The following is a 26758-nucleotide window of genomic DNA, read 5'->3' on the forward strand; positions in this document are numbered from 1 at the left end:
ATACTCAGAAAGAAGCACCCAATGACCACTCACCCCGGAAAGATCGCTGCAGTCACCGGAGCCGCGTCCGGAAACGGCCTTGCCATCGCAGAAAAGCTCCTCAAGGAGGGCGCCACCGTCGTAGCCCTGGACCGTGACGAGGCCGCGCTCGAACGTCTGATCGGCCAGCACCCGGAAATGGTGCCTGTTGTTATGGACGTCGCCGACGAAGCCTCGGTCCGCAGCGGCATGGCCGAGATCGACGCAAAATTCGGCCGGCTCGACACCCTCGTCAACAACGCAGGAATCGTCAAGGGCAGCAACTTCGACGACGTGAGCGTAGCGGAATGGGACCAGGTCTTCGCCGTGAACTCCACCGGACCGTTCCTGGTCAGCCAGGCCGCACGGCCGCTGCTGGAGAAGGGCGCTGCCGCCCGGGGCGACGATTCAACCAGTGCCATCGTCAACATCACCTCTGTCGAGGCCCACATCGTCATCGCCAGCAGCGGACACCCCCAGGTCCACTACAACGCCTCCAAGGGTGCACTTCTTATGTTCACGAAGGCTTTGGCCATCGAAACCGCAGCTTCCAAAATCCGTGTCAACGCTGTCGCCCCCGGCTTCATCGAGACCCCATTCACCAAGTCCGTGCTGGAGAACCAGGACGCCGTGAAGTTCCTGCTCGACCGCACGCCGCTCGGACGAATCGGACGGCCCTCCGACGTTGCCAACGCAGTCGCGTTCCTGGCCAGCGACGAGGCCAGCTGGGTGACCGGTACCACCATCCACGTCGACGGCGGTTGGCTGGTTTACTGACATGCGGGCGCCCCTTATTGCCATTTCCGCGGCCCGGCAGACCGTCGATACCGCCTTTGGCCCGATGCCTTCAACGGTCCAGAACATGGCCTACGCCAACGGCGTGCTTGCCGCAGGCGGCCGTCCCGCCATTCTTCCGTCCACGGCAATGATCCCCGATGCGGCGCTTGAAGGATTCGACGGGCTGATCCTCACCGGCGGCGGTGACATCAGCCCCCGGCTGTATGGGGAGGACCCGGCCGACACGGTCTATGACGTGTGCGACATCAGGGACGACTTCGAAATCGAGCTTTACAACGAGGCCATGCTCCGCGGCCTGCCCATCCTGGCCACTTGCCGGGGGATGCAGCTAGTCAACGTTATTCGAGGCGGAAACCTCGTCCAGGAAGTGAGCCCGGACAGGGGGCACTGGCAGGACCATCCCTCTCATGAACCATGGCACCAGGTACAACTGGAGCCCGGTTCCGAACTTGCCCGGATCGCCAAAGACCTGACCATTCCCGTGAACAGCTACCACCACCAGGGCTTGGGAAAGCTCGGAACAGGCCTTCGTGTCGTGGGACGGGAAGGCGATGTTATCGAAGCAATTGAAGCCGACGATGCCCGCCTCATCGGAGTCCAATGGCATCCCGAGCACATGGTCGACTACCACGAAGCCCAGAAGGCCCTCTTCGTCGATCTCGTGGAGAAGGCCGCAGCGTACGCACAGTCACAGAAACCACTTCAGGAGCAATTCTCATGAGCACAGAAACTGAGCGGGGACTCAGCCACAACAAGTCAGACTTTGACTTCCACGGACGGTCGCTCGACAACATTTTCGACGAATACCAGGACATCCTAGCCAACGGACCTGTCGGGCACAGTAACAAGTATGGAGGCTTTTGGTACATCACCAAGAGCGAAGATATCTTCAACGCCGAGCAGGACCCCGACACGTTCGCGGTCGGACCCTCAATGCTCCTCCCGGCGTTCGGCACTGACGTCCCCCTGATTCCGATCGACATCGATCCGCCGACCCACGCTGACTTCCGCAAAATCCTGCTGCCGATGTTCACCCCCATGAACATCTCAAAGCTGACACCCGGAATGCGGGAGACCGCTCAGCAGCTGTGCCAGGAAGTCCTCACAGCCGGAGACGTCGTTGATGTCTCGGCAAAGCTTGCCCGCCCGATGCCGACCATTATCTTCAGCCGCCTGGCCGGATATCCGGAACAGGACTGGCCAATCTTCGACCGGTGGATCGACGAAATCATCTATGAGCGGACCGCGCATCCGGAAACCGCATATGCGGCCGGACGCGAACTCAACGACTACTTCGACCGCCTTCTGGACGAACGGGAAAAGGCCGGACCGGAAGCGGACGCCAGCAATGACCTGATCACCCAGCTCCTGAAAGCGGAAGTGAAAGGCCGGAAGCTCACGCGGGAAGAGCTGCTGTCGTACTGCTACCTGCTCTTCCTCGCCGGGCTCGACACGACCGCCTGGGCGATCCGTTCCGCCCTCTGGTACCTGGCCGGCAACCCGCAGGCCCAGCAGCAGTTGCGGGAAGACCCGGACCTGATCCCCACCGCAGCCGAAGAATTCCTGCGGACGCTCTCCCCGGTCCAGGCCATGGCCCGCACCGCGAAGAAGGACACAGTTGTCCGGGGCCAGGAAATCAAGGCTGGCGAACGCGTTGTGCTCGTCTTCGGCGCGGGCAACCGTGACCCGGAGGTCTACGAAGAACCCAACGACATCAAGATTGACCGTGAAGACAACCGCCACCTGGCCTTCGGCGGAGGGATCCACCGGTGCCTCGGCTCGAACCTTGGCCGCGCCGAAATGGTTATCGCCATGGAGGAATTCCTGAAGGCTGTCCCTCACTTTGAACGGGCGAATGACGACGAACCGTGGCACGGCGTCGGCCCGCTTACCCTCAAGATTGGAGCTTGATCACCATGGGAGAACTTTGGGTCGACGGAGGGCGTTGTCAAGGCCACGCCCGGTGCTGGGCTCTGGCACCCGAAACCTTTGAGATCGACGAGGAAGGCTACGCGCACGTCATTCCTGGCCGCGAAAACAGCGGCGATGAACCCAACGTCCGCAAGGCCATCCGGAACTGCCCCGAACGGGCAATCCTGGAACGGGAAACGAACGAGGCCAGCGAGAAAGCATCAGAGGTTTCGGCATCGTGACACATCTGCCAGACCGGGTTGCGGTCATTGGTGCTTCGGTTGCGTCGGCGATGCTGATTGAACGCAGCCGCGAGCTGGGCTTTGCAGGCGAATTTATAGTCGTTGATTCAGACCCGAACGCGCCCTACGACCGGCCCCCGCTGTCCAAGCAATTCCTTCTTGGCACCGGCCCCGTCGAACCGGCCGAGTGGTGGCCGGAGGCTACGCCGATCCTCAATGCAAAGGCCATCGGGCTGCTCACCGACAAGCGGACTGTCCTGACGGACAAGCTCGGAGAAATAGCCGCTGACGCCGTCGTCATCTCCGCAGGAGCCGGCTCAATCCGGCTGCCGAACGAGCCAGCGGGCGTTCTCAGCCTCAGAACCGCGCAGGACGCCCTTGCCCTGCGCAGCGCCGTGGATGCAGGAGCTGCCAGTGCAATCATCATCGGCGCGGGAACCATTGGTGCGGAACTGGCATCTACACTCGCCCAGCGTGGGCTTGCCGTCACGGTAGTGGATTTGGCTCCGCAACCAATGCAGCGCTTCTTTTCAGGACATCTGGGAGAGGAAGCGAAGGCATGGATGCATCAGGCCGGTGTCGTAACTCATTTTGGGGTTGCTGTGGAATCCATTCAGAAAACGGATGCGCAGTGGAAGGTCCGGGTCAGCGGCCTGGACCTGCACGCCGACCTGGTGATCAGCGCTGTCGGCGCACGCCCCCACACCGAATGGCTGACCTACAGCGAGCTCGACATTTCCAACGGAGTCCGTTGCACTGCGGACGGGAAGGCCCTCCTGACCAGTGGTGAAATCGCCGACGGGATCTTCGCTATCGGAGACGTTTCGGCCCGGCGGGCCGAGGACGGAACCTTTCGGCGGTTCGAGAGTTGGACCCAGGCCCAACGTCATGGCGCAGCCCTGGCAGAATACTTCGCAGGCTTCGACTCCAGCGAACTGGAACAGGCTCCGTACGGGTGGACGGAGCAGTTCGGCCGAAAGGTACAGGTGCACGGAATGCTTCCGACGGCAGGCGAACTTGTACAGGTATACGCTGCGGAGGAACGCAACGCCGCCCTGTACCGGGTTGGATCTGCGGAGGAGGACGTGGCTTGGATCGGCGTCAACGCGCCAAGGCAGTTCAGCCGGGCCTCCCTGGGCATGAGCCTTCTAAGCTGAAACGATGAAACCCCCTGCTGAGCCTGCGGCCCCGCAACCGAATGAGGTTCTGCCCGCAGGTTATCGCCGCAAACTCCAAATAGCAGAGCTTCGCGCAGACACCCTGTCCGAGCTCACGCAGCTCATGATGGAAGGACCCGATCCACTCGCGCTTGCCCAAAGAGCAGTGGACTTGGTAGCCAGGGCAACAAACTCAGCAGGGGTTTTCGTCTACCTGTGGGATGAACAGGAACAAGTCCTTGTCATGCGCGCAGGCACCCCTGGAGTGCAAAGCCAGCAAGTGGGACGAATCACCCTTCGCCTCGGCGAAGGTGTAACTGGCTGGGCAGGGCTCACCAGACAGTCGGTTGTCCTAAACAAGAACATTCAGCAGGACCCGAGGTTCGCCAGCATCAGTGAACTGCAGGAAGAAGATTTCAATTCGATGCTGGTTGTCCCGATCGTGGCACCGACCGGGACCCTCCTTGGCGTGTTCAGCCTCTGGTCATATGAGGAGGAAACCTTCACCTGGGAGTCAAAGCTGATTGCTGACGAGGTGGGAGTGCTGCTTGCCAGCGGCCTGCTGCAGGCTGAGACGGTTGATGACTTGCGGCGCCAATCCGCAGCTGCGCACTTCCTTGTCGATTTCCCGATCAACTCCGCCACTTCCGTCCTACAATGCGCCCAAGTGGCCACGCAGGCGATTCTTAAGCACATGAGCTCCGACGGCTGCGTCATTGAATATTTCGGCCGGGGTGCAGCCACATCGCCGCCCACCGCCATCGCAATGGACAAGGGCGAGCGAAGCGGAATCGTAGTTCGAACCACTCACTCACGAACAGCAACGTCCGAATTCATTGAATCCAACTTCGCCGGACACGAGCGGATATCTGTCTCCTTTGGCCTGACGAGCACCCGGGGCATCGTCACGTGCTATCGTCCACGCCGTTATTCCACCAGAGAGCTCGATCGGCTCAGCGCCATTTGCTCTCAGCTGGCCGCCCTCTTTGAAGCAGTAGAACTGGAGTCCGTCGGCTCATCCCATGCTTCACGCCTGCTCCGAAGCGTCGGCACGAGCACATTCGCCCGCATTCTCGAGGAGTCAGGATGGTCCAAGGGCCGCACTCTGCCGGTCCTGGTGCGGGTGAAACGGCTGAAATTCGACTCTGACGCGGTGTCCAGACGCATCGCCCCCTACCTTCAGGAGCTGGCCGGCCCCCGATCCCTGGTCTTCACGGAAGGCCCCCTCAGTCTGCTCTTTATCGATACCCCTTCCGGCTCCGGAGAAGATATCAAGGCGAAGCTGGAGACGACTCTTTCTGACCTCGACGAACACCGTGGCGTCTCAGCTTTCGCCGGCGTAGGTCCCCTGGCGCGGGACGTCGCCTCTCTGCAGAAAGCGCTCTCAGACGCTGAAACCGCACTGGCCTGGACAGAACTGGTCGGCAGGACATCCGGGAGACGGGTCACCTCTTTCAGCGACATAGAACACCTGCAGGAGCTGCCCCTTCTTGGGGAGGGGATCTCTGCGGAGATCAGGGACGTGCTCGCGGAACTCAGATCCCTCATGCGCTACGACGCGGAAAATGGAACCCAGCTGGCCGAAACAGTCGCCATGCTCCTGTCCAATAAAGGGTCCAGTGCCGACACGGTCTCCAAACTGCACATCCACCGCAACACACTCCGGCAACGGCTCCAGCGCGTAGAGCAGCTCATCGGTCATTCATTCGAAGAAGCCGGCGACTGGCTGCCCACGGGCATTGCTGCGCGACTGGCGATGCGTGAAGGCCACCGTGCTGTTCCTCAATGACTCTTCAATGGCGGCAGCAGCGGCCGGGGTCCGCTGAGGAATATTCGGGTGAGCCCAGGAGCACCATGCTCTCTAAGGCACACACATTCGGATCCTAATGTGCAACCGGCACTGCAACCCCGGCCGTGCTGTTCGCTACGTTGAAGTTGTCCGCCTGGGTCCGGGGACTAAAGGCCAGGGGCCTCGGTGTCCGGGTTAACCGCCCAGGAATGCCAACGTCCCTCACAACCCGGGGTTTCGCAGGCTGAAACCCCGACCGCCCGATAAGGAATTTTGAGAATGACCAATGAGCCAAACCTGCCCCGAGGTACCGGTACCCTGCAGGCACTCGTCATACAGCCAGATTTTCACTGCCCGCTGGACCGTCTCGGTGGTTGGCTGCAGGATGAGGGGATAACCACCAGAATTATCCAGCCTTTCAGTGGTGACGTGATCCCGGACGTGATTCAGGAGGACGCTCTGGTGGTTCTTGGCGGTGACATGAGCTCATTGGACGACCGTGACTATCACTGGCTTACCGACATCCGGCGCCTTATGGCGGTCGCCGCCAGCCGGAGGAAACCGGCACTAGGGATCTGCCTTGGAGCTCAGTTGATGGCACAGACGTTCGGCGGGACCGTGGCCAGAGGAGACCAAGGCCTCGAGGCGGGGGTCGTCGAGGTGGCATTACGGCCCGATGCTGCCGAGGATCCCTTGATGGCCGGATTGCCAAATCCCTTCTTCGGAGGGGCCATGCATGGGGACATGATCGACCAACTCCCGCCGTCAGCAGTATGGCTCGGGATGACGGCCCAGTATCCGCATCAGGCTTTTCGGGTAGGCGAGATGTCATGGGGAGTTCAGTTTCACCCGGAGATCTCGCCGGTGGTCTACCGCCAGTGGTTGTCCCTAGTCAATGAGAATGACACGGTTGCCGTGGAGCGTGCCGGCCGCGGAATGAAAGCATTCGAGAATCAAGACCAGATCGTGAGGGAGCATACCGAGGCGATGGCGCGACGCTTCGCCCACCTGGTCCGAACCACGGCAACGGTGGCTACTCAATAACCAACAGTGCGTGGTGGCGCTGCGGCCGCGGGTGGATGTTAGACACTAGTCGATGCAGCAATTCCTGCCCGTGGACTCATTGAGTCTGCGGGCAGGAACAGGCCCTTGCCAGTACCTCGTGCCCGGATCCACCAGTATGGAGCGGGGCAAAGCACGGCGTCTTCATGTCTGGCCCAGGACCTTGTCCCAGCTGGTACCGCCAGTTCACCCCAGAACGGGGTCAGGATACTTCCACAAAGGATGGTGCCCTCATGGTCAGCGGAGCCAGCGTTTCTCCGGCTGAATAGCTATCTGCGAAAACAGCCGCTCCTGCGCTGGTCAGAGCTACTGGGACATTTGCCCACATGTTGATGCCGTCTTCCACAGACACCGCCGGCAAGTCGAGATGGGCGAGGTGCACGATCTCGTTTCCTTGTTCGATGGACAGGCATGCCCCGTCGGGCCCGACTATTATTTTTGGGTTGCAAATCGAGACCGACATAAGCCCGTGATGGGCGAGGAAGCGGGCCTCTCCACCGAACTGGAGCACAAAGTTGTCCCCGTCAGAATGATCCAGGCTCCTGAACGGGAAATAGAACTGCCGGGTATTTGTCACGGCAGCACCCTCGCGCAGGAGTATGCGTCCATCGCGCATAGACTGCACGTACTGTACAAAGCTCTCTTTCACCGCCCAGGCCATGCCGAGATCTGCTCTTTCCACAGTAGGTTCGGACATCAGGGGTTCCTTCTCGTTGCCAGGTTGCACACGGCCGGTGGTGCTCCCGCTCCCGACACAGCAGAAATGGGAGTGGCTTACCGACTCTTCATATTCGACCATTGTCGCGCCGGCACAGATGATCGATATGTACTGCGGGCATAGCGTTCGCACCGGCTGTGTGCCTGGTGCCCATCCGTTAGGGACGGTGGACCCCCGGTCGGCTCGTTATTGAGGTCGACAGCCTGCTGGAGGGGCCCCGCCGCCACCGTTGGGGGAGGGGCGGCGATGGGCTCGATCAGTCAGACCGTTCCTGAATCAGTCTCAGCAGTTGAGTTGTTCAGGGGCGACGCACTCGTAGACGAGTCCAGGAGGAATCTGCTGGCTGAGCTCAAGGGTGTAGGACCAGGGGCCGTGCCAGGTGACAAGCACGCCTGAAGCTTCCTCTTGGACTGTTTCAGAGCGCAGCCGAGTAATGGCTCTTGCTAACTCATTTTCGTCATGCAGCTGTTCCAGAACCTGTACGCGTCCAGGCGCAGCGGAGTGTTCGCACCTCATGGTGCAGCAGCATGCTGGAAATCAGGGCAGAGGCTGAACCTGTCGGTTTCCCATCTATAGTCGACCCACACCTTGAAACCGTCTGCCCGGTGAAAGAGACGGCGGGGCTCGGCGCCGTCACTGTCGAGCCACAGGATTTGATCATCATCGGTTACTGCATCGACAACTCCGCGGCGGATCTCCTTATCCAGAAGTTTCACGATGACCAGTTGGCCAACCAGCGGCTGCCATTTGGGTTGCAGGTGAAATGCCATTTAATACCGTGCCCCTTCCTATGGAGCGGGCTGTGCCTGCCTTCTCTCGGGCAGGCACAGCCGATGTCCTAAACCGTTACGAGGTCCTGCCAGTCGGCGAGGTCATGTCCATGGGCATCGCTGACAGACTTGTGGGTGACCTTTCCCGCCGCCACGTTCAGACCGCCCGCCAGGGCGGGGAGCCGGTCGAAAGCACCCTTGACGCCGTAGTTGGCCAAAGCAACCGCGTAGCGGAGTGTGACGTTGGTCAGCGCGTAGGTGGAGGTGTTCGGGACAGCTCCGGGCATGTTGGCCACGCAGTAGAAGATGGTGTTGTGGACCTCGTAGGTGGGTTCCTGGTGCGTGGTGGGGTGGGTGTCTTCGAAGCAGCCGCCCTGGTCCACGGCGATGTCCACCAGGACCGAGCCGGGCTTCATCCGGGCAACGAGGTCGTTGGTGACGAGCTTGGGGGCCTTCGCTCCCGGAATCAGGACGGAGCCGATGACGAGATCTGCATCGATAACTGACTTTTCGATCTCGTACGAGTTCGACGCCACGGTTTTGAGCCGGCCCTGGTACTGGGCGTCGAGTTCGCGCAGGCGGTTGATGTTGATGTCCAGGATGGTGACGTCGGCACCGAGGCCGAGGGCCATGGCGGCGGCGTTGGTGCCTGCGACACCTGCACCGAGGACCACCACTTTCGCGGGGCGGACGCCGGGTACGCCGCCGAGCAGCACGCCTTTGCCGCCGGCGGGCGCCATGAGGGAGGTCGCGCCGACCTGAACGGAGAGCCGGCCGGCTACTTCGGACATGGGTGCGAGCAGCGGCAGCGCCCGGCCTTCCTGCACCGTCTCATAAGCGATGGCCGTGACGTCGGAGTCGACAAGCGCCTGAGTCAGTGCGGGCTCCGCGGCAAGGTGAAGGTAGGTGAAAAGGAGCAATCCCTCGCGGAAATGGCGGTATTCGGACGCCACGGGTTCCTTGACCTTCATCACCATGTCGGCTCGGGCCCAGACCTCTTCCGCAGTCTCAACGATCTCAGCTCCGGCGAGTGCGTACTCCTGATCGCTAATGCCGGAACCAACGCCGGCACCGGTTTCCACGAGCACGTCGTGGCCGTTTGCTTTGAATTCATGTACGCCGGCAGCTGTGATGGCGACGCGGAACTCGTTGTTCTTGATTTCCTTGGGGACGGAGATGATCATGCTCACGCTTTCTGGGGAGATTGATGCTTGTGGGAAAAAGAATGACAGAAACTGCGGATGAGGCGTGTCTCAGCACAGGATCTACGGCAGAATGCCAGTAACCGGCAAATTCCTGCACTGTGAGGAGTATTACATGGTGTCCGACCCGCAGAAACTGCAGCAGGTGACTCTGGACGAAGTCGACCAGAGGCTTCTGGGTCTGTTATCCAAGAATTCAAGGCGAACCAATCAGTCGTTGTCGGAAGCCCTGGGGCTTGCGCCCTCAACCTGTCTTGCCCGCCTTAAGGCGCTTAAAGAGTCCGGGGTGATCAAGCGGTTCACCGTCGAAGTCGCACCCGAAGCGATGGGCCTGCCTCTCCAAGCCCTGGTTAGCGTGCGGCTTAGGCCTGGTGCCCGTCACCTCATGAACGCCTTCGGAAACGAGTTACGGGACCTTCCCGAAATCAAGCAGTTCTTCGTGCTCGGCGGTGCCGACGATTTTTTGATCCACATCACGGCCAAAAACACCGAGCACATCCGTCAATTCGTACTGGACCACTTGTCCTCGAATCCTGCCGTCGCAGGCACCCAGACCAACCTCGTGTTCGAACACGGTCATGGAACCGCCTTCGGGCTCTAGGTGGCCTAGGACAACTCGCTCGCCGTAGATGGCCCAGCCGAGGGTCATCCCGCGGTTTCGTGGTCGAGGCAGCTGAGCGTTCCGGTCCATGTCTTGCACTAGTTAGGGGAGCGGCCAGCTGCTCCAATGGCATTGCGAGACGCGAAAGCCGTCGCTTTATTAGGAAAGGAACCGAAAGTGTCATCCTCAGATGCACGTAACCCCGACTTTCAGAGAATCTTCGAAAGTCTGCCGAACCAATACATCATCGTCGCCCCCGACAGAACGATTGTCGCCGCCACTGACTCGTTCCTTGCATCTACGGGAAAGAGCCGTGAGGGAATCGTCGGCATGGATATCCTTGAGGCTTTTCCGGACAACCCTGACAACCCGGATGCGAAGGGAACAGAGATTCTGCGCAGCTCCATCGAGCGTGTTGTCGAGACCGGAAAAATCGACATTCTTCCGCCTGTTCGCTATGACATTGAGAACTCGGACGGAATTTTCGAGCCCCGCTGGTTCCAGCCCCTGAACGCCCCGGCTTTCGACGATGAGGGCAAGCTCGTCTACGTCCTGCACGGGGCGGAAGACATCACGGCTCAAATGATGAGCAAAAGCTGAACCTCCGCAATCAGGCCCCACCGAACCGATAGGACTGAAATCATGGACGACGTCAAAGTAACCCTCATTGGAGGACCGACCCTGCTCCTCGAGATCGCCGGCTACCGGATGATTACTGACCCCACCTTTGATTCTCCCCAGGTCTACCACCACCCAATTGCCGGGCCCGTGACCAAGAAGCTCGGCCCGAGCGCCACCCCCGAGGAGCTTGGTCAAGTTGACCTAGCTCTCGCTTCCCACGAGCACATCGATAATCTGGACGTCGCCGGACGGGGTTTTCTCACGATGGTGCCGCTTGCCCTCACCACGACGGAGGCCGCGAAGAGCTTCGGCCCCAACGTTCTTGGGATCAGCGACTACGACGTTCACACCGTTTCGCTTCCCGATGGCAGGCAGATGAAGATCACGGCAGTGCCCGCGCACCATGGCCCCGAGGGCGTGTGGGACGCGCTCGGTCCGGTGATCGGCTTTGTCCTCGAAGCAGAGGGCATGCCCACGGTGTACATCAGCGGTGACAACTCCGAGCTCGATATCGTGCGCGAAATCGCGGACCGTTTTCCAACCATTGATATCGCTGTGCTCTTCGTCGGCGGCGCTAAATTCGATGTGATTGCTGACGGGGCGTATATCACTCTCAGCAATGACCGTGCCCTCGAAGCGGCCAAGATCATGGGTGCTAAAAAGGTCGTTCCAGTGCACGAGGATTCGTGGGCACATTTCAGCCAAAATGCGGATCAGATCAGCAAACTCTTTGCGGACGCCGGGCTGAGCGATTTGCTCATCGCCCTAAAGCCGGGGGAGTCTGCCGACATCCGGCTCTAGCAAGAGGACTGGAATCGGAGGTTGGGCGGTTAGCAGCCCAACCTTCGATTCTTCTTTCAAAGACAGAATGGGAGAAGGTCCACCACGGACAGCATGGCGTCAACTTATGTGCGCGGCGCACATACAGCTGCCTGACCGGTCGGGAAGAATGGCGGCAGCACTACTCACAGACCGCTTGGAGCTCAGAGACGATGACGACCATTGCAGAGCAACTCACCCGAGAACACGACGACCTGGCGGAGGCTGCCGGGCGCCTCAGTGCCGACTACTGGTCGCAAGATACCCCCTAGGGGTATCGGTGCTGTACTAGCAACTGGAGCAAGTCCCGTCTGGGACGTAGGAGACGAAGTGGCACCCAAAACAGGACGGCAGAGCGGTTTGATACCCCTGCTGGTCATAGCAACTACACAGATGATGCTGGTGCTGGATGACTCGATTGTGAACATTGCGCTGCCCAGCATCCAGCGGGAGTTGGGCGTGGAAGCCCTTCACCTGCCGTGGGTTGTAAACGCTTATATCCTGGCGTTCGGCGCACTCCTCCTGCTGGGCGGGCGTCTCGGCGACTTGTGGGGCCGGCGGCGCACCTTGCAGCTGGGCATCGCAATCTTCGTAGTGGCTTCCTTGGCCGGAGGGCTCGGGCAAACCACAGAAATGCTCATTGTCGCCAGGGCCGCCCAGGGATTGGGTGCAGCTATGGCAGCCCCCAACGCCTTGGCGCTGATCTCAACGACGTTCCCTGACCGTAAGATGCGCGACACAGCGCTGTCCCTTTATGGGGCGATGTCCGCCCTCGGCCTCGTCATAGGCCTGCTCCTTGGAGGCGTCCTGACGAACACCCTCGGCTGGCGCTGGGTGTTCTTCATCAACATCCCCATCGGTCTGCTCGTTCTCCTGGGCAGCCGGACCCTCCCGGCCACCGGCGGTCACCAGGGACAGCTCGGCATCCTCGGCGCGGTACTGGCCACCGGCGGAATGGTCGCACTCGTGTACGCCATCACACGTTTCGGTGAGGCCGGATTCACTGATCCGGCAGCGCTGGTACTCTTCGGCGCTTCCGCCGTCCTGCTCCTGGTGTTCACACTCACTCAAGCGCGCAGCAAAAACCCACTGGTGCCCCTAAGCCTCTTCAGGGACCGCAACCGTGCCGGCGCCTACGCCACCATGCTCCTGCTCGCCATTGGCCCGATGGGCACTTTCTATGTCATCACCCTCTACCTCCAGCAGGTCCAGCAATTCAGCCCGCTCCAGACCGGTGCTGCCTGGCTGCCGTTCGCTGCCGGACTCATACTGGGCGCCGGTAGTGCCCCGAAGCTTCTGCTGAAGATAGCACCGCGTGTCGTCGCTGCAACGGGGGCACTCCTCAGCGCCGTCGCTGCGCTCTGGTTTTCCACCATCGCCGAGGACGCCAACTACTGGCTCCACCTGGCACCGGCCATGTTCGTACTCGCCGGCGGATTCGGCCTGGGCGTCATAGCGCTCACACAGGCCGCCGTTTACCACGTCGACCAGGACAAGGCAGGGATCGCCTCGGCGCTGCTCAACTCAGCCCAGCAGATCGGCGTCGCTCTCGGTCTAGCCGTGCTGGCCGCTGTCGCGGCCACCATCTCAGCGCCGCACGAACGCGCCGGCGTCAGCCTCGGGGCAGCTCTCACAGCGGGTTACAGTACAGCGTTGCTAGTCGCCGCCGCTATTCTCGTCATCGCTGGAGTACTGGCCCTAACAACGCTCAATGGACACCCAACACCCGAAGCCCAAAACTCCGACACAAGCACTGACGAACTAACAGTCTGAGAGCCACTTTCTCTACGTAACAGCCTTTGGTAGGCGCTGGCGTTGTCAAACGCCAGCGCCTACTGGCTATGCGGCGTCTCCCACAGATCTTTATAAACGCCGATAACAGCGATTCCGTAAAGCTACGGCAAGAAGGGCGGCTCGGCGGGGGAGGAGGATCCCGCGAGCCTAGCTTGGCGTAGGTACTGGTAGACCGTCTCCCTGCTGATCCCGTAATCATGGGCAAGGGCGACTTTTGAAATGCCGCCGCCAGCCCGCCTGACCAGCTCGGCCGCCTGCTCCGGGGTGAGGGTCTTTTTTCGCCCTTTGTACGCGCCGCGCTGCTTGGCCAGGGCGATCCCTTCCCGTTGGCGTTCCCTGATGAGGGAACGTTCAAATTCAGCGAATGCCCCCATGACGGAGAGCATAAGGTTGGCCATGGGGGAGTCCTCGCCTGTGAAGACCAGGCTCTCCTTGACGAACTCCACCCGCACACCTTTGCGGGTGAGGTTCTGGACGAGGGCGCGCAGGTCATCGAGGTTACGGGCGAGCCGGTCCATGCTGTGAACGACGACGGTGTCCCCGTCACGGACGAACCGCGACAGCTCGGTCAGCTCAGGTCTGGCAGTGTCCCGGCCGGAGGCCTTGTCAGTGAAGACCCGGTCCAGAACCTGGCCTTCGAGCTGGCGCTTCTCGTTTTGGTCCACCGTGCTGACCCGCACGTACCCGATCCGCTGTCCGGCCACCGGCGCCTCCAACCCTCGTCCTGTCAGGTTGAGTTCTAGGCCCGTGACAGAAGGAAGTCAAGACTACCGCGCGGGATCGTCGGGACGGGGTGTACTTGCAGGACAGATTTGCAAAAACGCATCTTGACGAAGAAGGCCTCACGTTTATCGCAACAGCGCCGAACCCGGCACCGGACACGGCTCACCCCTGCTCACTAGTGTTGGGCCGCAAGAGCGCGATACGAGGCCAACCAGACTACCGGTGAGCGGGAAGAGCCGGCACCTCGGCTTCCCTGAATCAACCTTGAATTCCTGATGTCTCCGCGCTACTGACGACGTTTCGGTCTTGAAGCCGGCTATCTCGTAGCGTCCTTGCGCTCCAAGTGCCTATTCATGTCTTTCGGGAGACTTCATGCCAAACCAGGGCTGACCATCGAAATCTGCATCAGCGATTCCTCCCACCTTCGCGTTTATGAGGGTCGGTTCGTGAAGATTTTTGGGAACGTAGCTTCCATCATCGGGATGGTGGAAGAGGTACTCTCGTGCGTGCTCCGCGGTGTGTTCGTTAAATAGCTTCTCCATAGCCGCTGTGCCAGCCTGTATTCGGTCCGCATCTCCTCTCAGTATCGCGGCTCTCATTTCCTGCAGGCGCGGATCGTCGATGTCGTACTGCTCGACCATCACCATGGGATCACTCATCAAGAGGCCAATCTTTCGCGTGAGGGGGAAAGTGATACCCCAGGCGGTCGCAAAGCCGACTCCCTGCCAGGCATCGTCCGAGAGGTTGCGGACAAGGCTCACCGGGGCATCGGAGGTGATAAGCGAGCGAGTTTTGAAGCGGATGAGCGACCACGGGCGAGCGGCTAGGTAGGGCGTGATTTGCTCGGCAGTATCCAGCAGATGCTGGATGTGCTTTAGGTTTGAGAACCTAATTGGAGGCCCTCCAGGTTGCGTCGCTTGATCCCATAGCCGGTTCGCTTCCTGATCTGTGGCCTCAAACCCAAGGTTTCTCTTGATCCAAGACTTCGCGTGGGGGCGACCGCCCGCTCCTATTTCGAGGCGAACCATACTCGCCTGTAGGTGCTCTATAGTTCGACGAGTGTCGGGGCCTCGCACGTGCTGGAGAGCGGAATAGTAGGAGAGCTTCCAGCGGTCCACTTCGGGGAGTGGGAACTCTCCTTGCATTACCCTACGGATAATTGCCAGTCCTTCCCCCTCAATACTGCTTAGCGCCGTTTCAAACGCACCAGGCTCCTCTAGTTCCTCCACTCTGTAAAAGTGTGTCTGAGCCGCCACGTTCTTCACTGAGGGTGTATACGACTGCCGACCGGAGTCGAGAGGCAAGACGGTGATGCGTTCCTTCTCCGTTGCGAATCCGCGAAGATAGCCTCGGGGCACGTAGTGGTGCAGCTTCCCGCTACTGTCTTTGCTCATCATGTCGACATCATGCCACCCAGGCCGCAGCGCAAACTGGTCATCCCACAGAGTCGCGGGTTTACTGAGACTGACCCGAATCACCTCCGGGACCCTCCAAGGGATCCCCTCTTCCCGATAGCATACATAACGTCGGTATCGGCTCCTCGAACATGGGTGGGGGAGTACCTCTGAATTGGGTTTTCCGGGCGGGTTTTCAGCCGTCGGAGCGAAGGGAGATGTCTGCGGCACCCCGCAGGAGTGCAGCAACCTCGGGGGTCATGGAATAACGCACACCGTCCCAATCCCAGATGTAGTGCCAGTTTTTGCCCTTGGGGGTGACGTACAGCGGAAGCCCTGCGCGACGGACCGCCTTCCCCACGCCGCCGAGGGTACCTGCGACGCCAGGCGCACCTTTCGGGTCTGAGACAGCCTTTGCGATGTCCCTTGGAAGGAAGTGCATGGTCTGGTCACCGGTTCCCTGAATCATGTGAAGGAGGACTTCTTGCCCCCTCAGCGAGATCTTGTCCCATAGGGTAGCGGCGATGGTGGGAGCTTCGCCGGTCTCAACCCATGCAGGGACAGTTCCCGATGGAAGCCGGGTGGGCGCATCAGGCTCAGGAACCTCTGCGATGAACTCGCCAAAGCGGATTTGGAACTCCTGCACGCGGTGTTCGGGGACGTGGACAGTTATTGGAATGAGCATCTGAACTCCAAGAGGGGTTGTAAGAGAGGTTGGTACTCAAAGTCTCGCGTTCGGGAGCCTGGATGTCAAGGGAGGTTACAACCTCCCTTGAGAAAGTCCCTGCCGGGCCTTGAATCTCTATATCCCGTGGCGGCGCCTCACACTCGTACGGTGTGAACGTCAGGCTTTCAGCGAGCCCGAGGACCTTCCGCGCTCCTGTGCGGGAGCGCCAATGGATCCCCCGCCGGGCGGCTTGCTAACCGGCACGCGAGCTCACGACCGCTGCCAATGGCCGATGCATTGAATGCAACGGTAGTGGATTAGCTTTACATAACGTCGGCTATCGGTCACAGCACTGAGCTGTTGTGCCGGCAGAGGGTAGAGGCTTCCGTCGAAATGCGGGATGCAAACCCTATTCTCGGGAGAGTTCCAGGCCTGAAAATGTGCTTGTCACGACCCTAGGAGGTCTCCATGCGCAGCTTTTTAATTATTTGTTGCCTCGTAGCTTGCGGAGCAATAAGCGGCTGCAGTGCGACAGGAAACAGCCACCCTACGCAACCGACCTCAGCTCCTGCCTCGGGTACGCGAGCCATTACCGTGGACCCTTGGGGGCGTGATCTCCACGAGTCACCCGTGCCAACGGTGTTTCTTTCCCCGTCAACTGGGAACTTCTGCATGCCCTCCCGAATCACCGATCGCCCCGACGCCTACTTATGTGTAGGTGAGGCACCACAAGGTCCGGGGGTACACGACTTTTGTATCCGCAATCCTTCCGGTGAGGACGAATACGCGTGTCTGGGCAAGGACCTGGCTTGGCAGGTATTGCGGGGCCTTCCGCAGCGAACTGCGGGTCCTGTCACGAGGCCCGGAAAGGTGGGGGATTATGTATACCTCAAACTAACTGACGGCACGATGTGCACGAGGAGTCATATAGCCGGGATGCCGTCGGCGGGAGACTACGTGTTCTTGGGCTTGTGTGATGGTAAGACGTCCTATTTCACTCGTTTCGCCGGCGCTGACCCCCCATCCGATAGCTCTAGCCCCTTTGGTGAGGGCACCGATGCCCAAGGGCGCTGGCTGGTCAAAACCGGAATAGCAACGACTGAGCAACTGACCTTGAGGTCTGTTGAAACGGCCTATCGATAAATGAGCCTATGGGCATGTCCAGGAATTATTTCGATAACTTAGATAGTTCAATTGCAGCTCATTAGCAATGAAAATCCACCGAAAGGGTTTTGGGACATAACGCACACCGTGCCGCTGGTCAAAAATGCAGCCCAACGTAGCAGGTGATGGGCCAGCCCAAATAGGGGAGGGGAAACCCTAGGAACGCCGCGAACATCTTGACGACAATGGATGAACACGCATCACTAGGGAGGCTGGCTATGGATGCCACACGGATCGTCTTCCTCATCCTGTCCCTGGGGGCTCTCGCGGCCTGCAGCCCTGGGGGTTCGGCATCGGGGGTATCCACCCGGTCCGGAGCGGACGTCGTTGCGGACTGCCGCAAGAACCACCCGGACGCGGACGGCAAGCCGGTGAAGCAAGAAGACGGAGCCAACCCCCAAATTTTCGTCGTGAAGGGTTGTGGGGCGCCTGGAGTTTCGGGGGTTGCAGGCGACGGGCTATGGGAGGCTCGTTTTTCCAGCTATGGAGTGGACGCGGATTATATGAGCCCCTACTACGTCGTCGAGTCCTTCATAACGGATTGCCCCGCCCTGGGCCTGGACTTCGAGTTCTCGCACATGAACACTATTGACTATCGGATAGTCGTGCCGGATGCAAGCGTCGTATCCGGAAATTCAGACCGGCCCGAAGACGTCTACAGCCTGAGTTCCGTCCCCGCTGCGGCACCTCAGGAAGTCAAAGCGGCCGCTGGTTCCGATCTGCTCGTGTTCCACGGCTCAAAGACTTCGATTCAGAAAGTCAGCTGTGAAGATCTAACCGCCGTGACACCCCGCCCCACGCCAACCGGACAATAATGTTCCCAGGTTGACATGAGGCCAATTATCGGTGCTCGCAGCCCTGCATCAGGCGCCGCTCCGCTTATCAGGATCCGCTCCCAGTATGCGAAGCAGATCCCGGGTAGCCAACCGCAGCTCCTCGTAAGCGTGCTGGTAGAAGTGCGGGGTGGGGTGATTCAGGGGAGTGCTGTCGAACAGGCTGGTTGGCTGCAACGCCTCGTCGATGACCTGCTGGTCGTTCCCCGGATCTGACTCATGCTGAGGGCGCAGCTCGTCAAAACCCTGGACCAGACTCCTACTTCTTCGTCATCCTGTACCGCTCGATCTGCCGCAGCCGCCGAAGGAGGCTGTCGCGCCGCGGGTGCGGGACGGCGTCGGGCTCTTCCGCGGTGAGATCGATGTGCTTGGTGCCGTACTGCCAGAGGAGGAGGTCGTCCAGGAGCCGGTCCGGGCCGGGGGAGTAGCGGTGATCGAGGGCTTTGCGGACTTCCGTGATGCGGTTGGCGCTGAGCAGACCGGCCAGCTGCATGGTCTGGTTCATCCCGTGCGCGGCGAGGAGTTCGGCGGCCCAGCCCCAGTCATCGTCCACCTTGCGGTCCACGTGCGGGAGCAGGGTCCGCCAGACGTCCCGGATCCGGTTGGGCGTGAGCGGCGCTGCCCCTTCGCCGTCCATGTCCCAGAAGCTCCGGACTTCCTCATACCGTTCGTGCAGGTCAGCGAAGGCCGTCTCTACTGTTTCCAGCATGGCGGCGGTAGCCGTGAACTGCCGGTCGAAGTGCGGCGTCCAGGCCCGCGGGTCCTCGGCCTTGAACCGGATATCGTGCTCAATCTCGCTCCAGGCGTGGGCAAAGATGGTGCGGATCTGGCACTCGAAGAAGTAGCTGCCGTTGGGCTGCAGATCCGGGTTGAAAACCTGCTGGTACTCCTTGACGGCCTCGTTCTGGATGGTGCGCAGGATCAGGTGCCGGCTCGAATACCCGTAAGTGCCGGACTCAATGGACCCGATGTCCTTTTCCCGGTCGCCGCGGCAGTCGAAAAGCTGCCTCTGACGCTTGATGATATTGGCCACTGCGGCGTTCTCGGCTGGGAGTTTGGTGATCACCCGGATGCCCACCATGTCATTGAGCGTGCGGAACGGGTCCGGAAACTTCAGGAGCCTCCGCCCACCCGGCTCCAGCGGCTCCTCGGTGCGCGAGATCTTTTCCTTGAAGGATTCCACCGTCTTGGTGCGGCCGGTAACGAACAGCGGCGTGACCTCGCTGTCCTTCAGCATGTCCCTCAAAACCAGCAGGACATCCCGGGTAACCAGCTTCAGGGCAGGCCGGACGCGCTCATAAATCTCCACGTTGTGCTGCACCGACTCACGCAGCGGCTCGTCCAGGCTTTCCCAGTTACTCGGCATAATCCCAGCTTACGGCGGGGGTCCGACAGGAAGCCGTTAGGGGTCTTTACGTTGCGGCGGCTGACGTGGAGCCGCGCACTACCAGCGAGGTCTCCAGGGTGACGCCGCCGGACCCCAGCGACTTGCCCTCCATGAGCCGGCGCAGTTGCTCCCCGGCCTTCTGGCCCAGGGCGGTGGCGGGCAGGTGCACACTGGTCAGGCCCGGATTGCTTGTGGCCGAATAGGGCAGGTCGTCGAACCCGGCCACGGCCAGCTCCTCGGGGATCCGGATCCCTGCCACGCGCGCTTCCTGCAGCACCCCGTACGCATGGGTGTCGGTGGCGCAGGCGACGGCGGATACGCCCGCGCGCTGCCAGTCCGGCCACGCTTCGGCAAACGCGTGCGCCGCCGCGCCGACGTCGATGGTGGTGCTGATGATCCGCTCCGGGCTTACGGTGATGCCGCGGGAGGCGGCTTCCGCCAGGAACGCCGCACGCCGGACCGCGAACGTCTCGGTGCCAGTCACGCTGTCCACATAGGCCGCTTCCCTGTGCCCGGCGTCAGCCAGGTGTGCGGCCAACGCCCGGGCGCCCTGTGCGACGTCAAGATTCACGGCTGGAGCGGCCGATTCCAAGCCGGGGGCGTCCAGCAGGACCAGGGGGCCCGCAATGGAAAGATCGGCCAGGAAGCCGGCGTTCGGTGCGTCAACCAGAAGCCCCGCCGGGCGCAGGGACATCAGCTTCCGCACGTCGTCGGCCTTGGGAAACTCGCCCGAATCCGTGACGGAGAGCAGCAGCTGGTACTGCGGACCCAGAGCCTCCCGCACCCCGCCGATCACCTTGGCGAAGAATGGGTTGGAGATGTCCGGCGCCACCAGGATCACAATGGAGCTGACGCCCTTGGCCAGCGAGCTGCCGATGCCGTCCACCACGTACCCCAGCTCGGCGATGGCCTCCTGCACCCGGGAAATATTGTCCTCGGACACTCGGCCCGCCGTCTTGCCATTGGCCACCAGCGACACCGTGGCCACAGAGACTCCGGCCCGGGCCGCGACCATGGCTGCCGTCACCCGCCGGGGCCGCGCCCGCTGCTGCACCTGTTCCCCGGAATCCATACTTCGATCCTAGTCGCAGCGTCGAACCCACCAGCAGCCGCAGGACATCAAGCGTTTGACGTGCACAAACGGAAAAGCAACGTTAAGCGTTTGACGCAGGCCACAAAAGCCTGCCATGATTCCTCCCGGAATACTGAATCCCTGCCCAGGCAGGCCCCAATGACGTGGAGAACCATCGTGGAACCAAATCCCCAAGCGAACCAGACAGAGCCCAGCAAGATCATCCTGGACTGCGACCCCGGCCACGATGACGCCGTGGCCCTCCTGCTGGCACACGGCAACCCCAACATCGAACTCCTTGCCGTCACCACGGTGGTGGGCAACCAGACCCTCGAAAAAGTCACCCGCAATGCCCTGGCCGTGGGCACCATCGCCGGCATCACCGGTGTCCCCTTCGCGGCCGGCTGCCCCCGTCCACTGGTCCGCAGCATCGAAACCGCGCCGGACATCCACGGCGAGTCCGGCATGGACGGCCCCGCGCTGCCCGAGTCCACCATCGAGCTGGACCCGCGCCACGCCGTCGACCTCATCATCGACACCGTCATGGCCCACGAACCCGGCACCGTCACCCTGGTGCCCACCGCCGGCCTGACCAACATCGCCATGGCCGCCCGCAAGGAGCCGCGGATCGTGGAACGCGTCAAGGAAGTGGTCCTCATGGGCGGCGGCTACCACGTGGGCAACTGGAGCGCCGTGGCCGAGTTCAACATCATCATCGACCCCGAGGCCGCGCACATCGTCTTCAACGAGAAGTGGCCCGTGGTGATGGTGGGACTGGACCTCACCCACCAGGCGCTGGCCACCCCGGAGGTCGTGGAGAAAATTGCCGCGATCGGCACCGGACCGGCAAAGTTCGTCACCGAACTGATGGACTTCTTCGCCCACACCTACAAGGACGCTCAGGGCTTCGACTACCCGCCCGTCCACGATCCCTGTGCCGTGGCGTACGTGATCGACCCCAGCATCGTGAGCACCCGGAAAGTGCCCGTCAACATCGAACTGCAGGGCACCCTCACCCTGGGCATGACGGTGGCGGACTTCCGCGCCCCGGCACCCGCGGATTGCCACACCAGCGTGGCGGTCGATCTGGACCACGCACGGTTCTGGGACCTCGTCACCGACGCGCTGGTCCGCATCGGCGAGCCAACCAGCAAAACCAACGCGGACGACGGCGACGCGCGCCAAGGTGCGTCGCCCAGCAAAGGCAACGCGGCCGACGTCGTACGCCCCGAAAGTGCCCACCTCACCGCCGGAGGGGTCAAGTAGATGGCCGCCGCAACCATGGCCGACGCCAAGACCGGCCGCGGCAACATCGCCGCCCTGATGACCGCCCTGCTGGCAGCCTGCGTGGCGTTCCAGCTCAACGCCTCCATGCTCAGCCCCGCCCTGGTGACCATGGGCCAGGAACTCAAGACCGACCAGGCCGTCATCGGCCTCTCCCAGACCTGGTTCTTCACCGCCGCCGCGCTCTTCTCCCTCTTCCTGCCCCGCCTCAGCGACATCATCGGCCGCAAGAAGGTCCTGGTGGGCATGATGCTGCTCATGGCCGTGGGTTCCGTGATCGCAGCCCTCGCCCCGGACGTCACCTGGCTGTTCGTGGGCCGCATCATCCAGGGCGTCAGCGGACCCACCGTGCCGCTCTGCCTGATCATGCTCCGCTCCGCCGTCAGCAACCCGCGCAAGTACGGAACGCTGATGGGCCTGATCACCGCGGTCAACGGCGGCGTTGCCGGCGTCGACTCCTTCGTGGGCGGCTATTTCGCGGAGCACTTCGGTTTCCGCAGCATCTTCTGGCTCATGGTGGTCCTGGCCGTTGCCGCCACCGCCCTCATCATGTTCCTCGCCTCCGAAAGCAAGCCTGCCGCCGGCACGCGGATGGACTGGCTGGGCGTGTTCTTCATCGTGGTGGCCGTCGGCGCCCTGCTGACCGCGCTCAACGAGGCCGCCAAGCTGGTGGGCGGATTTAACCCAGGCGTGCTGGTCCTGAGCGTGGCCCTGGTACTGGTGTCCGCCGTCGCGTTCTTTGCTTTCTGGCGGACCGAACAGCGGGCCGCGCAGCCCATGGTGGAAACAGTGCACCTGCGCCAGCGCTCCACCTGGGCGCCGCTGCTGACCACCACACTGACCATGACCGGCATCTTCGCCGTCATCAACGGGATCGTCCCCGCCTACGTCCAGGCCGCAAACCCCGGTTTCGGCGTGGGTCCCACCGAGATGTCGCTGATCATCCTCACCCCGTACGCGCTGCTGGGCTGGCTGGTGGGCCCGCTCTCCGGCAAGCTGGCGCCGGTGCTCGGCTACACCAAGGTGCTGCGGATCGGCCTCCTGGGCAGCATCGCCGCGCTCGCGCTGATTGCCTTCCTGGGCCTGAACAGCCTGCCCCTGATGATCGCCGGCACGGTCTTGCTGGGCATCATGTACGCCGGTACGGTCAACATCATGCTCAACGGACTCGGCGTTGTCCTCTCGCCCGCCGGCAACCCCGGCTTCCTGCCCGGCATGAACGCCGGTGCGTTCAACCTGGGCGCGGGCCTCAGCTTCCTAATCCTGCCCGCCGTGCTGGTGGCCACCTCCGCACTTGGCGACGCGAAGGCCGCCTACCTGACCGTCGTGGTGGTCGGCTTGGCTCTGACCGTGGCCGCGTTCGCCGCGTCCCTGCTGATCCCCAAGCCGGTCGAGGCAGAGGTGGCCCCGGCTGAGGTGGCCCGGTGAGCGCCGCGGGGGGGAACACCGGCCGGATCGTCGTCGTCGGCTCCCTCAACGCCGACCTCACCATCTACTGCGAACGCCTCCCGCAGCCCGGCGAAACCGTCCAAGGCAACGGGTTCGCCGTGAACCCGGGCGGCAAGAGCGCCAACCAGGCCGTCGCTGCCGGCCGTTTGGGCGGGCGCGTCAGCCTGGTGGGTGCCGTGGGGAAGGATGCCAACGGTGCCATGCTGGAGGCTTCGGTGGCCGGTGCCGGCGTGGATGTTGGGCACGTGCGGACCTCAGGTGAACCCACCGGCGTGGCCGTCATCGCCGTGGACGCCAGCGGCGAGAACAACATCATCATCTCGGCCGGGGCCAACGGCACTTTGTCCCCGGACGACGTTGCGGGCGCCGCGGACGTGCTGGACGGGGCTGCCGTGGTGAGCCTCTGCCTCGAGGTCGGCATGGACACGGTGCTGGCCGCCGCCCAGGCAGGGCACGACGCCGGCGCCACAGTTTTGCTGAATCTCTCGCCCTATGCGGAGATCCCGTCAGCTCTGGCCGGGCTGGCGGACGTCCTGCTGGTCAACGCCCACGAGGCCGCGCAATTCCTTGGAGTTGCGGTGCCGGAGGTTGGTGCGGCTGCCGGCGAGTGGGATGCGGTGCGTGAGCGCTTTGCTGCCCGCGGGATCCAGCAGGTGCTGGTGACACTGGGTTCGCAGGGGTCAGTGGTGCTGGACTCGCTGGCTCCGGCCGGCTCCGGCGTGACTCTTGTCCAGCCCACCCAGGTGCACGCCGTGGACACCACCGGCGCCGGGGACGCGTTCACTGGAGCGGTGGCTGTGCGGTTGGCCGCCGGCGATGCGCTCGCCGATGCCGCCGCCTTCGCCTCCGTTGCCGCGGCCCTGGCAACCACCCGCAAAGGGACGCAGGCGGCGTACCCGGACACGGCCGACGTCGAACGCCGCCTCCGGGCCTCCTGACCCCAATAGCGGGCACTCAACTCAATAAACCCCATCGACTGCTCCGTACTTGTCGTTTTCACGCGCGAAAACGACAAGTACGGAGCAATGGATGGGATCTACAGCGCCTCGAGGGTCACTCCGGTGTGCGCGGCGAGCCGGGCCAGGAGGGCGTCCTGGAACTGGATGTCCATCACGGCCGGATGCGGGGCTTTCCGGCGCTGGTGGTACCAGTAGCCGCCGCTGGCCAACGCGGCTGGATCGTCGCTGGTGGCCAGCCACTCCTGGGTCCGGTGCCCCAATTCGAGGCTGTCCGGTGCCGACCGACCGCCCATGCGCGTGGGCACCCAGCCAGGGTCCACGGCGTTGCTGGCGACGCTCGGCACCAGCCGGGCCACCGCTGCCGACAGCGCAGTGACCTGCAGCTTGGTGGTGGAGTAGGAGGCCGTCGTCGTCCGTCCTGCCCAGTCCAGGCCCTCCAGGCCGGTATCGCCACCGCGGTGCATGCCGCTGCTGAGGTAGATGAGCCGGCGCGGTCCGGGGATGAGGGCGGTCAGCAGGTATGGCGCCACCACGTTCACCGGCAGCAGCGCCGGGCCGTCCAGCACGCCCGCGTTGTGGATGACCGCATCAATGCCGCCGATCCCGCTGGCCTCAGCAGCGATCTGCCGGACTTCCTCTTCAATGCTGAGGTCGCCGGTCACCAGTTGGGCCCCGCGGTCCAGGAGGTGCTGGAGCGCGGGGACCCGTCGGGCGGAACGGGCGTGCACGATCACCTCGTGGCCGTCCCGCAGCAGTGACGCCGCTGCTGCCCGGCCCAGCCCGTCCGTGGATCCGGTGATGAAGACGCGTGCCATGCGGGCCCTCTGTCCCTCGTGGTGGTCCCTACGCTACCCGTAGCCCCTGCTGTCCAGTCCATGCCCCACGCGGTACAGGATCAGCTGCGCTTCCTGCCCAGGATCAGCGCCAGCAGTCCTCCGAAGGCCAGGAGCAGCACGCCCACCACCAGCAGCCCGCTGTTGACGCCTGCGTTGATGGCCGAGGGCTGGGCCGCGGGGATTTCCGTGCCCGGACGGGCCAGCACGGGAGTGGTCACTGCGGCCGTTGTTACAGCTTGCAGGGTAACCGGCGGGGGAGTGGCCCCGAGACCGGTAGAGGAGTTGATGGGGGTTGCCGCTCGGATACCGGACGGCAGTCCTTGGGTCCCGGAGGCGGTGTCCGCGGCGTGGGCGGCGACGCCACCTGAAGGCAAAAGGCTGAGGGCGATCAGGGCGCCGAGCAGGCAGCCACGGATATTACGGTGCATCATGAAGTTCTCCTGAAAGTTGGACTGGGCCTACTGCATAGACCGGTTTGGGCTCGTTTCCGCCTGTGGATGCGGAAGGGCCTCAACTAGTCAGGAGATGAACCGGGGTCGAAGGACACCGGTGCGGGGACAGCCAACAACCTGGCCTGGACGGCAGCCGTGCCGACCGCAGGGATCTGGAAATGATAGGCGCCGAGCCATGCCGGCATGGTTGAGCCGTGTCCGCTGGACGGGCTGCTTCCTCCCGTGGTGACGGCGGGAATGGCGGGTTCTTGCGGTGCATCGACCGGTGCGTCTCCAGGGCCTGCCGCGGACAGCACCGCCGTTGCGGATGCGGGCCTCAGATGTGCGTCGCAGGCCACGCCGTTACGTTGCAGGATCTCGGAGCTGGTCGCACGGGCGGAAACGGGCACAGTGCCCTCAGGCTCAGCTGCCGCTTCGGCCGGGCGGGGCGCCGCGTCCCCACTCGCCTGCGGCACCTGGGTAACCACGGGCGGAGAGCCGACGGGTGCACCTGCCGGCGCCGCCATTGGCAGCGGCACGGCGCTGATGACCGGATCAAGGACGGGGTCAAGCGGTTCAAGGGCTGCACCGGCCAGGGGAACAAGAGTCCCCGCGGCCCCGTCGACGAGGCCGTCCACGGTGCCGACCACGGGATTCACCACTGCCGGCACCGTGGCGCCCGGCACCATCCGGTCGACCACCGGAAGGGTCTCCACAACCTCATCAACCAGGCCCGTCACTTCCTCCACTGCCTCATGGATGGGGGGCGTTGTGTCCGGCGTTGGGATGGAGGAAGCGGGAGCTGATGCCAGGTTGCCGCCCAGCCCTGCTTCTACCGGTTCCAGGACGTCCCTGGCCGGATGGGCCACGGTGGCAGGGACAGCGATTACGGTAGACGGACCGGGGAGTGAGTCGCTGGAAGCGGAAGAGTCGGCAGATGCGCCCGCGGCGGACAAAGCGATCCACGATGCAGCCGCCGCCAGGGCAAGCAGCAGCGGGCGGAGAAACGCCCAGGCATCGAGTCTTGACTTCACGTTGTACGCCTCCCCCAGGCTCA

General features: G+C 62.6%; 26 protein-coding genes. 15 read left to right on the plus strand and 11 right to left on the minus strand.

Going from position 1 to position 26758, the window contains the following annotated elements:
• The first annotated feature begins 21 nt into the window (after positions 1-21).
• From FBY36_RS09560 to FBY36_RS09590, 7 genes are all read left to right on the plus strand, one after another.
• Positions 22-795 (plus strand): SDR family NAD(P)-dependent oxidoreductase, encoded by a 774-nt coding sequence (locus tag FBY36_RS09560; RefSeq protein WP_011777266.1) that lies wholly within the window; start codon positions 22-24, stop codon positions 793-795.
• Between the two features lies 1 nt (position 796).
• Positions 797-1537 (plus strand): gamma-glutamyl-gamma-aminobutyrate hydrolase family protein, encoded by a 741-nt coding sequence (locus tag FBY36_RS09565; protein WP_142118866.1) that lies wholly within the window; start codon positions 797-799, stop codon positions 1535-1537.
• On the plus strand, positions 1534-2727 hold the full coding sequence (locus tag FBY36_RS09570; RefSeq protein WP_056331965.1) for a cytochrome P450: 1194 nt from the start codon (positions 1534-1536) through the stop codon (positions 2725-2727). The genes FBY36_RS09565 and FBY36_RS09570 overlap by 4 nt, the downstream gene beginning before the upstream one ends.
• 5 nt (positions 2728-2732) lie before the next feature.
• Complete coding sequence (locus FBY36_RS09575) at positions 2733-2969, plus strand: ferredoxin (protein WP_056332056.1); 237 nt, start codon at positions 2733-2735, stop codon at positions 2967-2969.
• Complete coding sequence (locus FBY36_RS09580; RefSeq protein ID WP_235008783.1) at positions 2966-4126, plus strand: NAD(P)/FAD-dependent oxidoreductase; 1161 nt, start codon at positions 2966-2968, stop codon at positions 4124-4126. The genes FBY36_RS09575 and FBY36_RS09580 overlap by 4 nt, the downstream gene beginning before the upstream one ends.
• A gap of 4 nt (positions 4127-4130) precedes the next feature.
• Complete coding sequence (locus FBY36_RS09585) at positions 4131-5915, plus strand: helix-turn-helix domain-containing protein (protein ID WP_142118867.1); 1785 nt, start codon at positions 4131-4133, stop codon at positions 5913-5915.
• A gap of 279 nt (positions 5916-6194) precedes the next feature.
• Entirely contained in the window at positions 6195-6959 is a 765-nt protein-coding gene (locus tag FBY36_RS09590) for a type 1 glutamine amidotransferase (protein ID WP_142118870.1), read from the plus strand.
• A 220-nt stretch (positions 6960-7179) separates the two neighbouring features.
• Here the strand turns inward: FBY36_RS09590 and FBY36_RS09595 are convergent, their stop codons facing one another.
• The 3 genes from FBY36_RS09595 to ald form a co-directional block, all read right to left on the minus strand.
• A complete protein-coding gene (locus FBY36_RS09595) occupies positions 7180-7674 on the minus strand; it encodes an HtaA domain-containing protein (protein ID WP_235008784.1) in 495 nt (164 codons plus the stop codon).
• A 533-nt stretch (positions 7675-8207) separates the two neighbouring features.
• Positions 8208-8465, minus strand: coding sequence for a hypothetical protein (locus tag FBY36_RS09600; protein WP_142118872.1), 258 nt, complete (start codon positions 8463-8465; stop codon positions 8208-8210).
• Between the two features lie 68 nt (positions 8466-8533).
• Positions 8534-9649, minus strand: a complete 1116-nt coding sequence (gene ald / locus FBY36_RS09605; RefSeq protein WP_142122576.1) for an alanine dehydrogenase — start codon at positions 9647-9649, stop codon at positions 8534-8536.
• Positions 9650-9782: 133 nt separating this feature from the next.
• Between ald and FBY36_RS09610 the strand changes: the two genes are divergently transcribed.
• From FBY36_RS09610 to FBY36_RS09625, 4 genes are all read left to right on the plus strand, one after another.
• A complete protein-coding gene (locus FBY36_RS09610) occupies positions 9783-10268 on the plus strand; it encodes an Lrp/AsnC family transcriptional regulator (RefSeq protein WP_166843131.1) in 486 nt (161 codons plus the stop codon).
• A 177-nt stretch (positions 10269-10445) separates the two neighbouring features.
• A complete protein-coding gene (locus FBY36_RS09615; RefSeq protein ID WP_200830475.1) occupies positions 10446-10868 on the plus strand; it encodes a PAS domain S-box protein in 423 nt (140 codons plus the stop codon).
• Positions 10869-10910: 42 nt separating this feature from the next.
• The gene (locus FBY36_RS09620; protein WP_142118876.1) at positions 10911-11690 is read left to right on the plus strand and encodes an MBL fold metallo-hydrolase; all 780 of its coding nucleotides are present in this window, start codon (positions 10911-10913) and stop codon (positions 11688-11690) included.
• Positions 11691-12038: 348 nt separating this feature from the next.
• Positions 12039-13481: an MFS transporter gene (locus tag FBY36_RS09625; protein ID WP_235008786.1), complete on the plus strand. Its 1443-nt coding sequence runs from the start codon at positions 12039-12041 to the stop codon at positions 13479-13481.
• 122 nt (positions 13482-13603) lie between these two features.
• Here FBY36_RS09625 and FBY36_RS09630 read toward each other — a convergent pair whose 3' ends face one another.
• The 3 genes from FBY36_RS09630 to FBY36_RS09640 form a co-directional block, all read right to left on the minus strand.
• A complete protein-coding gene (locus FBY36_RS09630) occupies positions 13604-14206 on the minus strand; it encodes a recombinase family protein (RefSeq protein ID WP_142118878.1) in 603 nt (200 codons plus the stop codon).
• A 366-nt stretch (positions 14207-14572) separates the two neighbouring features.
• The gene (locus FBY36_RS09635; RefSeq protein WP_142118880.1) at positions 14573-15622 is read right to left on the minus strand and encodes a DUF4238 domain-containing protein; all 1050 of its coding nucleotides are present in this window, start codon (positions 15620-15622) and stop codon (positions 14573-14575) included.
• Between the two features lie 193 nt (positions 15623-15815).
• Positions 15816-16304, minus strand: coding sequence for a hypothetical protein (locus tag FBY36_RS09640; RefSeq protein ID WP_142118882.1), 489 nt, complete (start codon positions 16302-16304; stop codon positions 15816-15818).
• 1364 nt (positions 16305-17668) lie between these two features.
• Between FBY36_RS09640 and FBY36_RS09645 the strand changes: the two genes are divergently transcribed.
• Entirely contained in the window at positions 17669-18265 is a 597-nt protein-coding gene (locus FBY36_RS09645; RefSeq protein ID WP_142118884.1) for a hypothetical protein, read from the plus strand.
• Between the two features lie 277 nt (positions 18266-18542).
• Here FBY36_RS09645 and FBY36_RS09650 read toward each other — a convergent pair whose 3' ends face one another.
• Both FBY36_RS09650 and FBY36_RS09655 read right to left on the minus strand, forming a co-directional pair.
• Positions 18543-19649, minus strand: coding sequence for a GTP pyrophosphokinase (locus FBY36_RS09650; RefSeq protein WP_142118886.1), 1107 nt, complete (start codon positions 19647-19649; stop codon positions 18543-18545).
• A gap of 46 nt (positions 19650-19695) precedes the next feature.
• The gene (locus FBY36_RS09655; protein WP_142118887.1) at positions 19696-20742 is read right to left on the minus strand and encodes a LacI family DNA-binding transcriptional regulator; all 1047 of its coding nucleotides are present in this window, start codon (positions 20740-20742) and stop codon (positions 19696-19698) included.
• Between the two features lie 159 nt (positions 20743-20901).
• Between FBY36_RS09655 and uriH the strand changes: the two genes are divergently transcribed.
• From uriH to FBY36_RS09670, 3 genes are read left to right on the plus strand one after another with little or no spacing between them, the layout of a single operon-like run.
• Entirely contained in the window at positions 20902-22008 is a 1107-nt protein-coding gene (gene uriH / locus FBY36_RS09660) for a uridine-preferring nucleoside hydrolase UriH (RefSeq protein WP_142118889.1), read from the plus strand.
• Positions 22009-23454, plus strand: coding sequence for a uridine transporter UriT (uriT, locus tag FBY36_RS09665; protein WP_142118891.1), 1446 nt, complete (start codon positions 22009-22011; stop codon positions 23452-23454).
• On the plus strand, positions 23451-24413 hold the full coding sequence (locus FBY36_RS09670; RefSeq protein ID WP_142118893.1) for a ribokinase: 963 nt from the start codon (positions 23451-23453) through the stop codon (positions 24411-24413). The genes uriT and FBY36_RS09670 overlap by 4 nt, the downstream gene beginning before the upstream one ends.
• Positions 24414-24511: 98 nt before the next feature.
• Here the strand turns inward: FBY36_RS09670 and FBY36_RS09675 are convergent, their stop codons facing one another.
• The 3 genes from FBY36_RS09675 to FBY36_RS09685 all read right to left on the minus strand — a co-directional run bounded on the left by FBY36_RS09675 (position 24512) and on the right by FBY36_RS09685 (position 26735).
• A complete protein-coding gene (locus FBY36_RS09675; protein WP_142118895.1) occupies positions 24512-25249 on the minus strand; it encodes an SDR family NAD(P)-dependent oxidoreductase in 738 nt (245 codons plus the stop codon).
• A gap of 80 nt (positions 25250-25329) precedes the next feature.
• Positions 25330-25701 carry a hypothetical protein gene (locus FBY36_RS09680; protein ID WP_142118897.1) on the minus strand — a complete coding sequence of 124 codons (372 nt, stop codon included), beginning with the start codon at positions 25699-25701 and terminating at the stop codon, positions 25330-25332.
• Positions 25702-25784: 83 nt separating this feature from the next.
• Complete coding sequence (locus tag FBY36_RS09685) at positions 25785-26735, minus strand: hypothetical protein (protein ID WP_142118899.1); 951 nt, start codon at positions 26733-26735, stop codon at positions 25785-25787.
• Positions 26736-26758: the final 23 nt, after the last annotated feature.

The sequence above is a fragment of the Arthrobacter sp. SLBN-122 genome, from assembly GCF_006715165.1.
In the GTDB taxonomy this organism is placed as follows: domain Bacteria; phylum Actinomycetota; class Actinomycetes; order Actinomycetales; family Micrococcaceae; genus Arthrobacter.

Excerpts from the sequence above, each read along its gene's own strand:
- ald (WP_142122576.1), bottom strand. The coding sequence starts at position 9,649 with ATGATCATCTCCGTCCCCAAGGAAATCAAGAACAACGAGTTCCGCGTC.
- FBY36_RS09560 (WP_011777266.1), top strand. The coding sequence starts at position 22 with ATGACCACTCACCCCGGAAAGATCGCTGCAGTCACCGGAGCCGCGTCC.
- FBY36_RS09640 (WP_142118882.1), bottom strand. The coding sequence starts at position 16,304 with ATGCTCATTCCAATAACTGTCCACGTCCCCGAACACCGCGTGCAGGAG.
- FBY36_RS09610 (WP_166843131.1), top strand. The coding sequence starts at position 9,783 with ATGGTGTCCGACCCGCAGAAACTGCAGCAGGTGACTCTGGACGAAGTC.
- uriH (WP_142118889.1), top strand. The coding sequence starts at position 20,902 with ATGACGTGGAGAACCATCGTGGAACCAAATCCCCAAGCGAACCAGACA.
- FBY36_RS09645 (WP_142118884.1), top strand. The coding sequence starts at position 17,669 with ATGGATGCCACACGGATCGTCTTCCTCATCCTGTCCCTGGGGGCTCTC.
- uriT (WP_142118891.1), top strand. The coding sequence starts at position 22,009 with ATGGCCGCCGCAACCATGGCCGACGCCAAGACCGGCCGCGGCAACATC.
- FBY36_RS09575 (WP_056332056.1), top strand. The coding sequence starts at position 2,733 with ATGGGAGAACTTTGGGTCGACGGAGGGCGTTGTCAAGGCCACGCCCGG.
- FBY36_RS09590 (WP_142118870.1), top strand. The coding sequence starts at position 6,195 with ATGACCAATGAGCCAAACCTGCCCCGAGGTACCGGTACCCTGCAGGCA.
- FBY36_RS09650 (WP_142118886.1), bottom strand. The coding sequence starts at position 19,649 with ATGCCGAGTAACTGGGAAAGCCTGGACGAGCCGCTGCGTGAGTCGGTG.
- FBY36_RS09565 (WP_142118866.1), top strand. The coding sequence starts at position 797 with ATGCGGGCGCCCCTTATTGCCATTTCCGCGGCCCGGCAGACCGTCGAT.
- FBY36_RS09620 (WP_142118876.1), top strand. The coding sequence starts at position 10,911 with ATGGACGACGTCAAAGTAACCCTCATTGGAGGACCGACCCTGCTCCTC.
- FBY36_RS09570 (WP_056331965.1), top strand. The coding sequence starts at position 1,534 with ATGAGCACAGAAACTGAGCGGGGACTCAGCCACAACAAGTCAGACTTT.
- FBY36_RS09680 (WP_142118897.1), bottom strand. The coding sequence starts at position 25,701 with ATGATGCACCGTAATATCCGTGGCTGCCTGCTCGGCGCCCTGATCGCC.
- FBY36_RS09585 (WP_142118867.1), top strand. The coding sequence starts at position 4,131 with ATGAAACCCCCTGCTGAGCCTGCGGCCCCGCAACCGAATGAGGTTCTG.
- FBY36_RS09595 (WP_235008784.1), bottom strand. The coding sequence starts at position 7,674 with ATGTCCGAACCTACTGTGGAAAGAGCAGATCTCGGCATGGCCTGGGCG.
- FBY36_RS09655 (WP_142118887.1), bottom strand. The coding sequence starts at position 20,742 with ATGGATTCCGGGGAACAGGTGCAGCAGCGGGCGCGGCCCCGGCGGGTG.
- FBY36_RS09635 (WP_142118880.1), bottom strand. The coding sequence starts at position 15,622 with ATGATGAGCAAAGACAGTAGCGGGAAGCTGCACCACTACGTGCCCCGA.
- FBY36_RS09600 (WP_142118872.1), bottom strand. The coding sequence starts at position 8,465 with ATGGCATTTCACCTGCAACCCAAATGGCAGCCGCTGGTTGGCCAACTG.
- FBY36_RS09675 (WP_142118895.1), bottom strand. The coding sequence starts at position 25,249 with ATGGCACGCGTCTTCATCACCGGATCCACGGACGGGCTGGGCCGGGCA.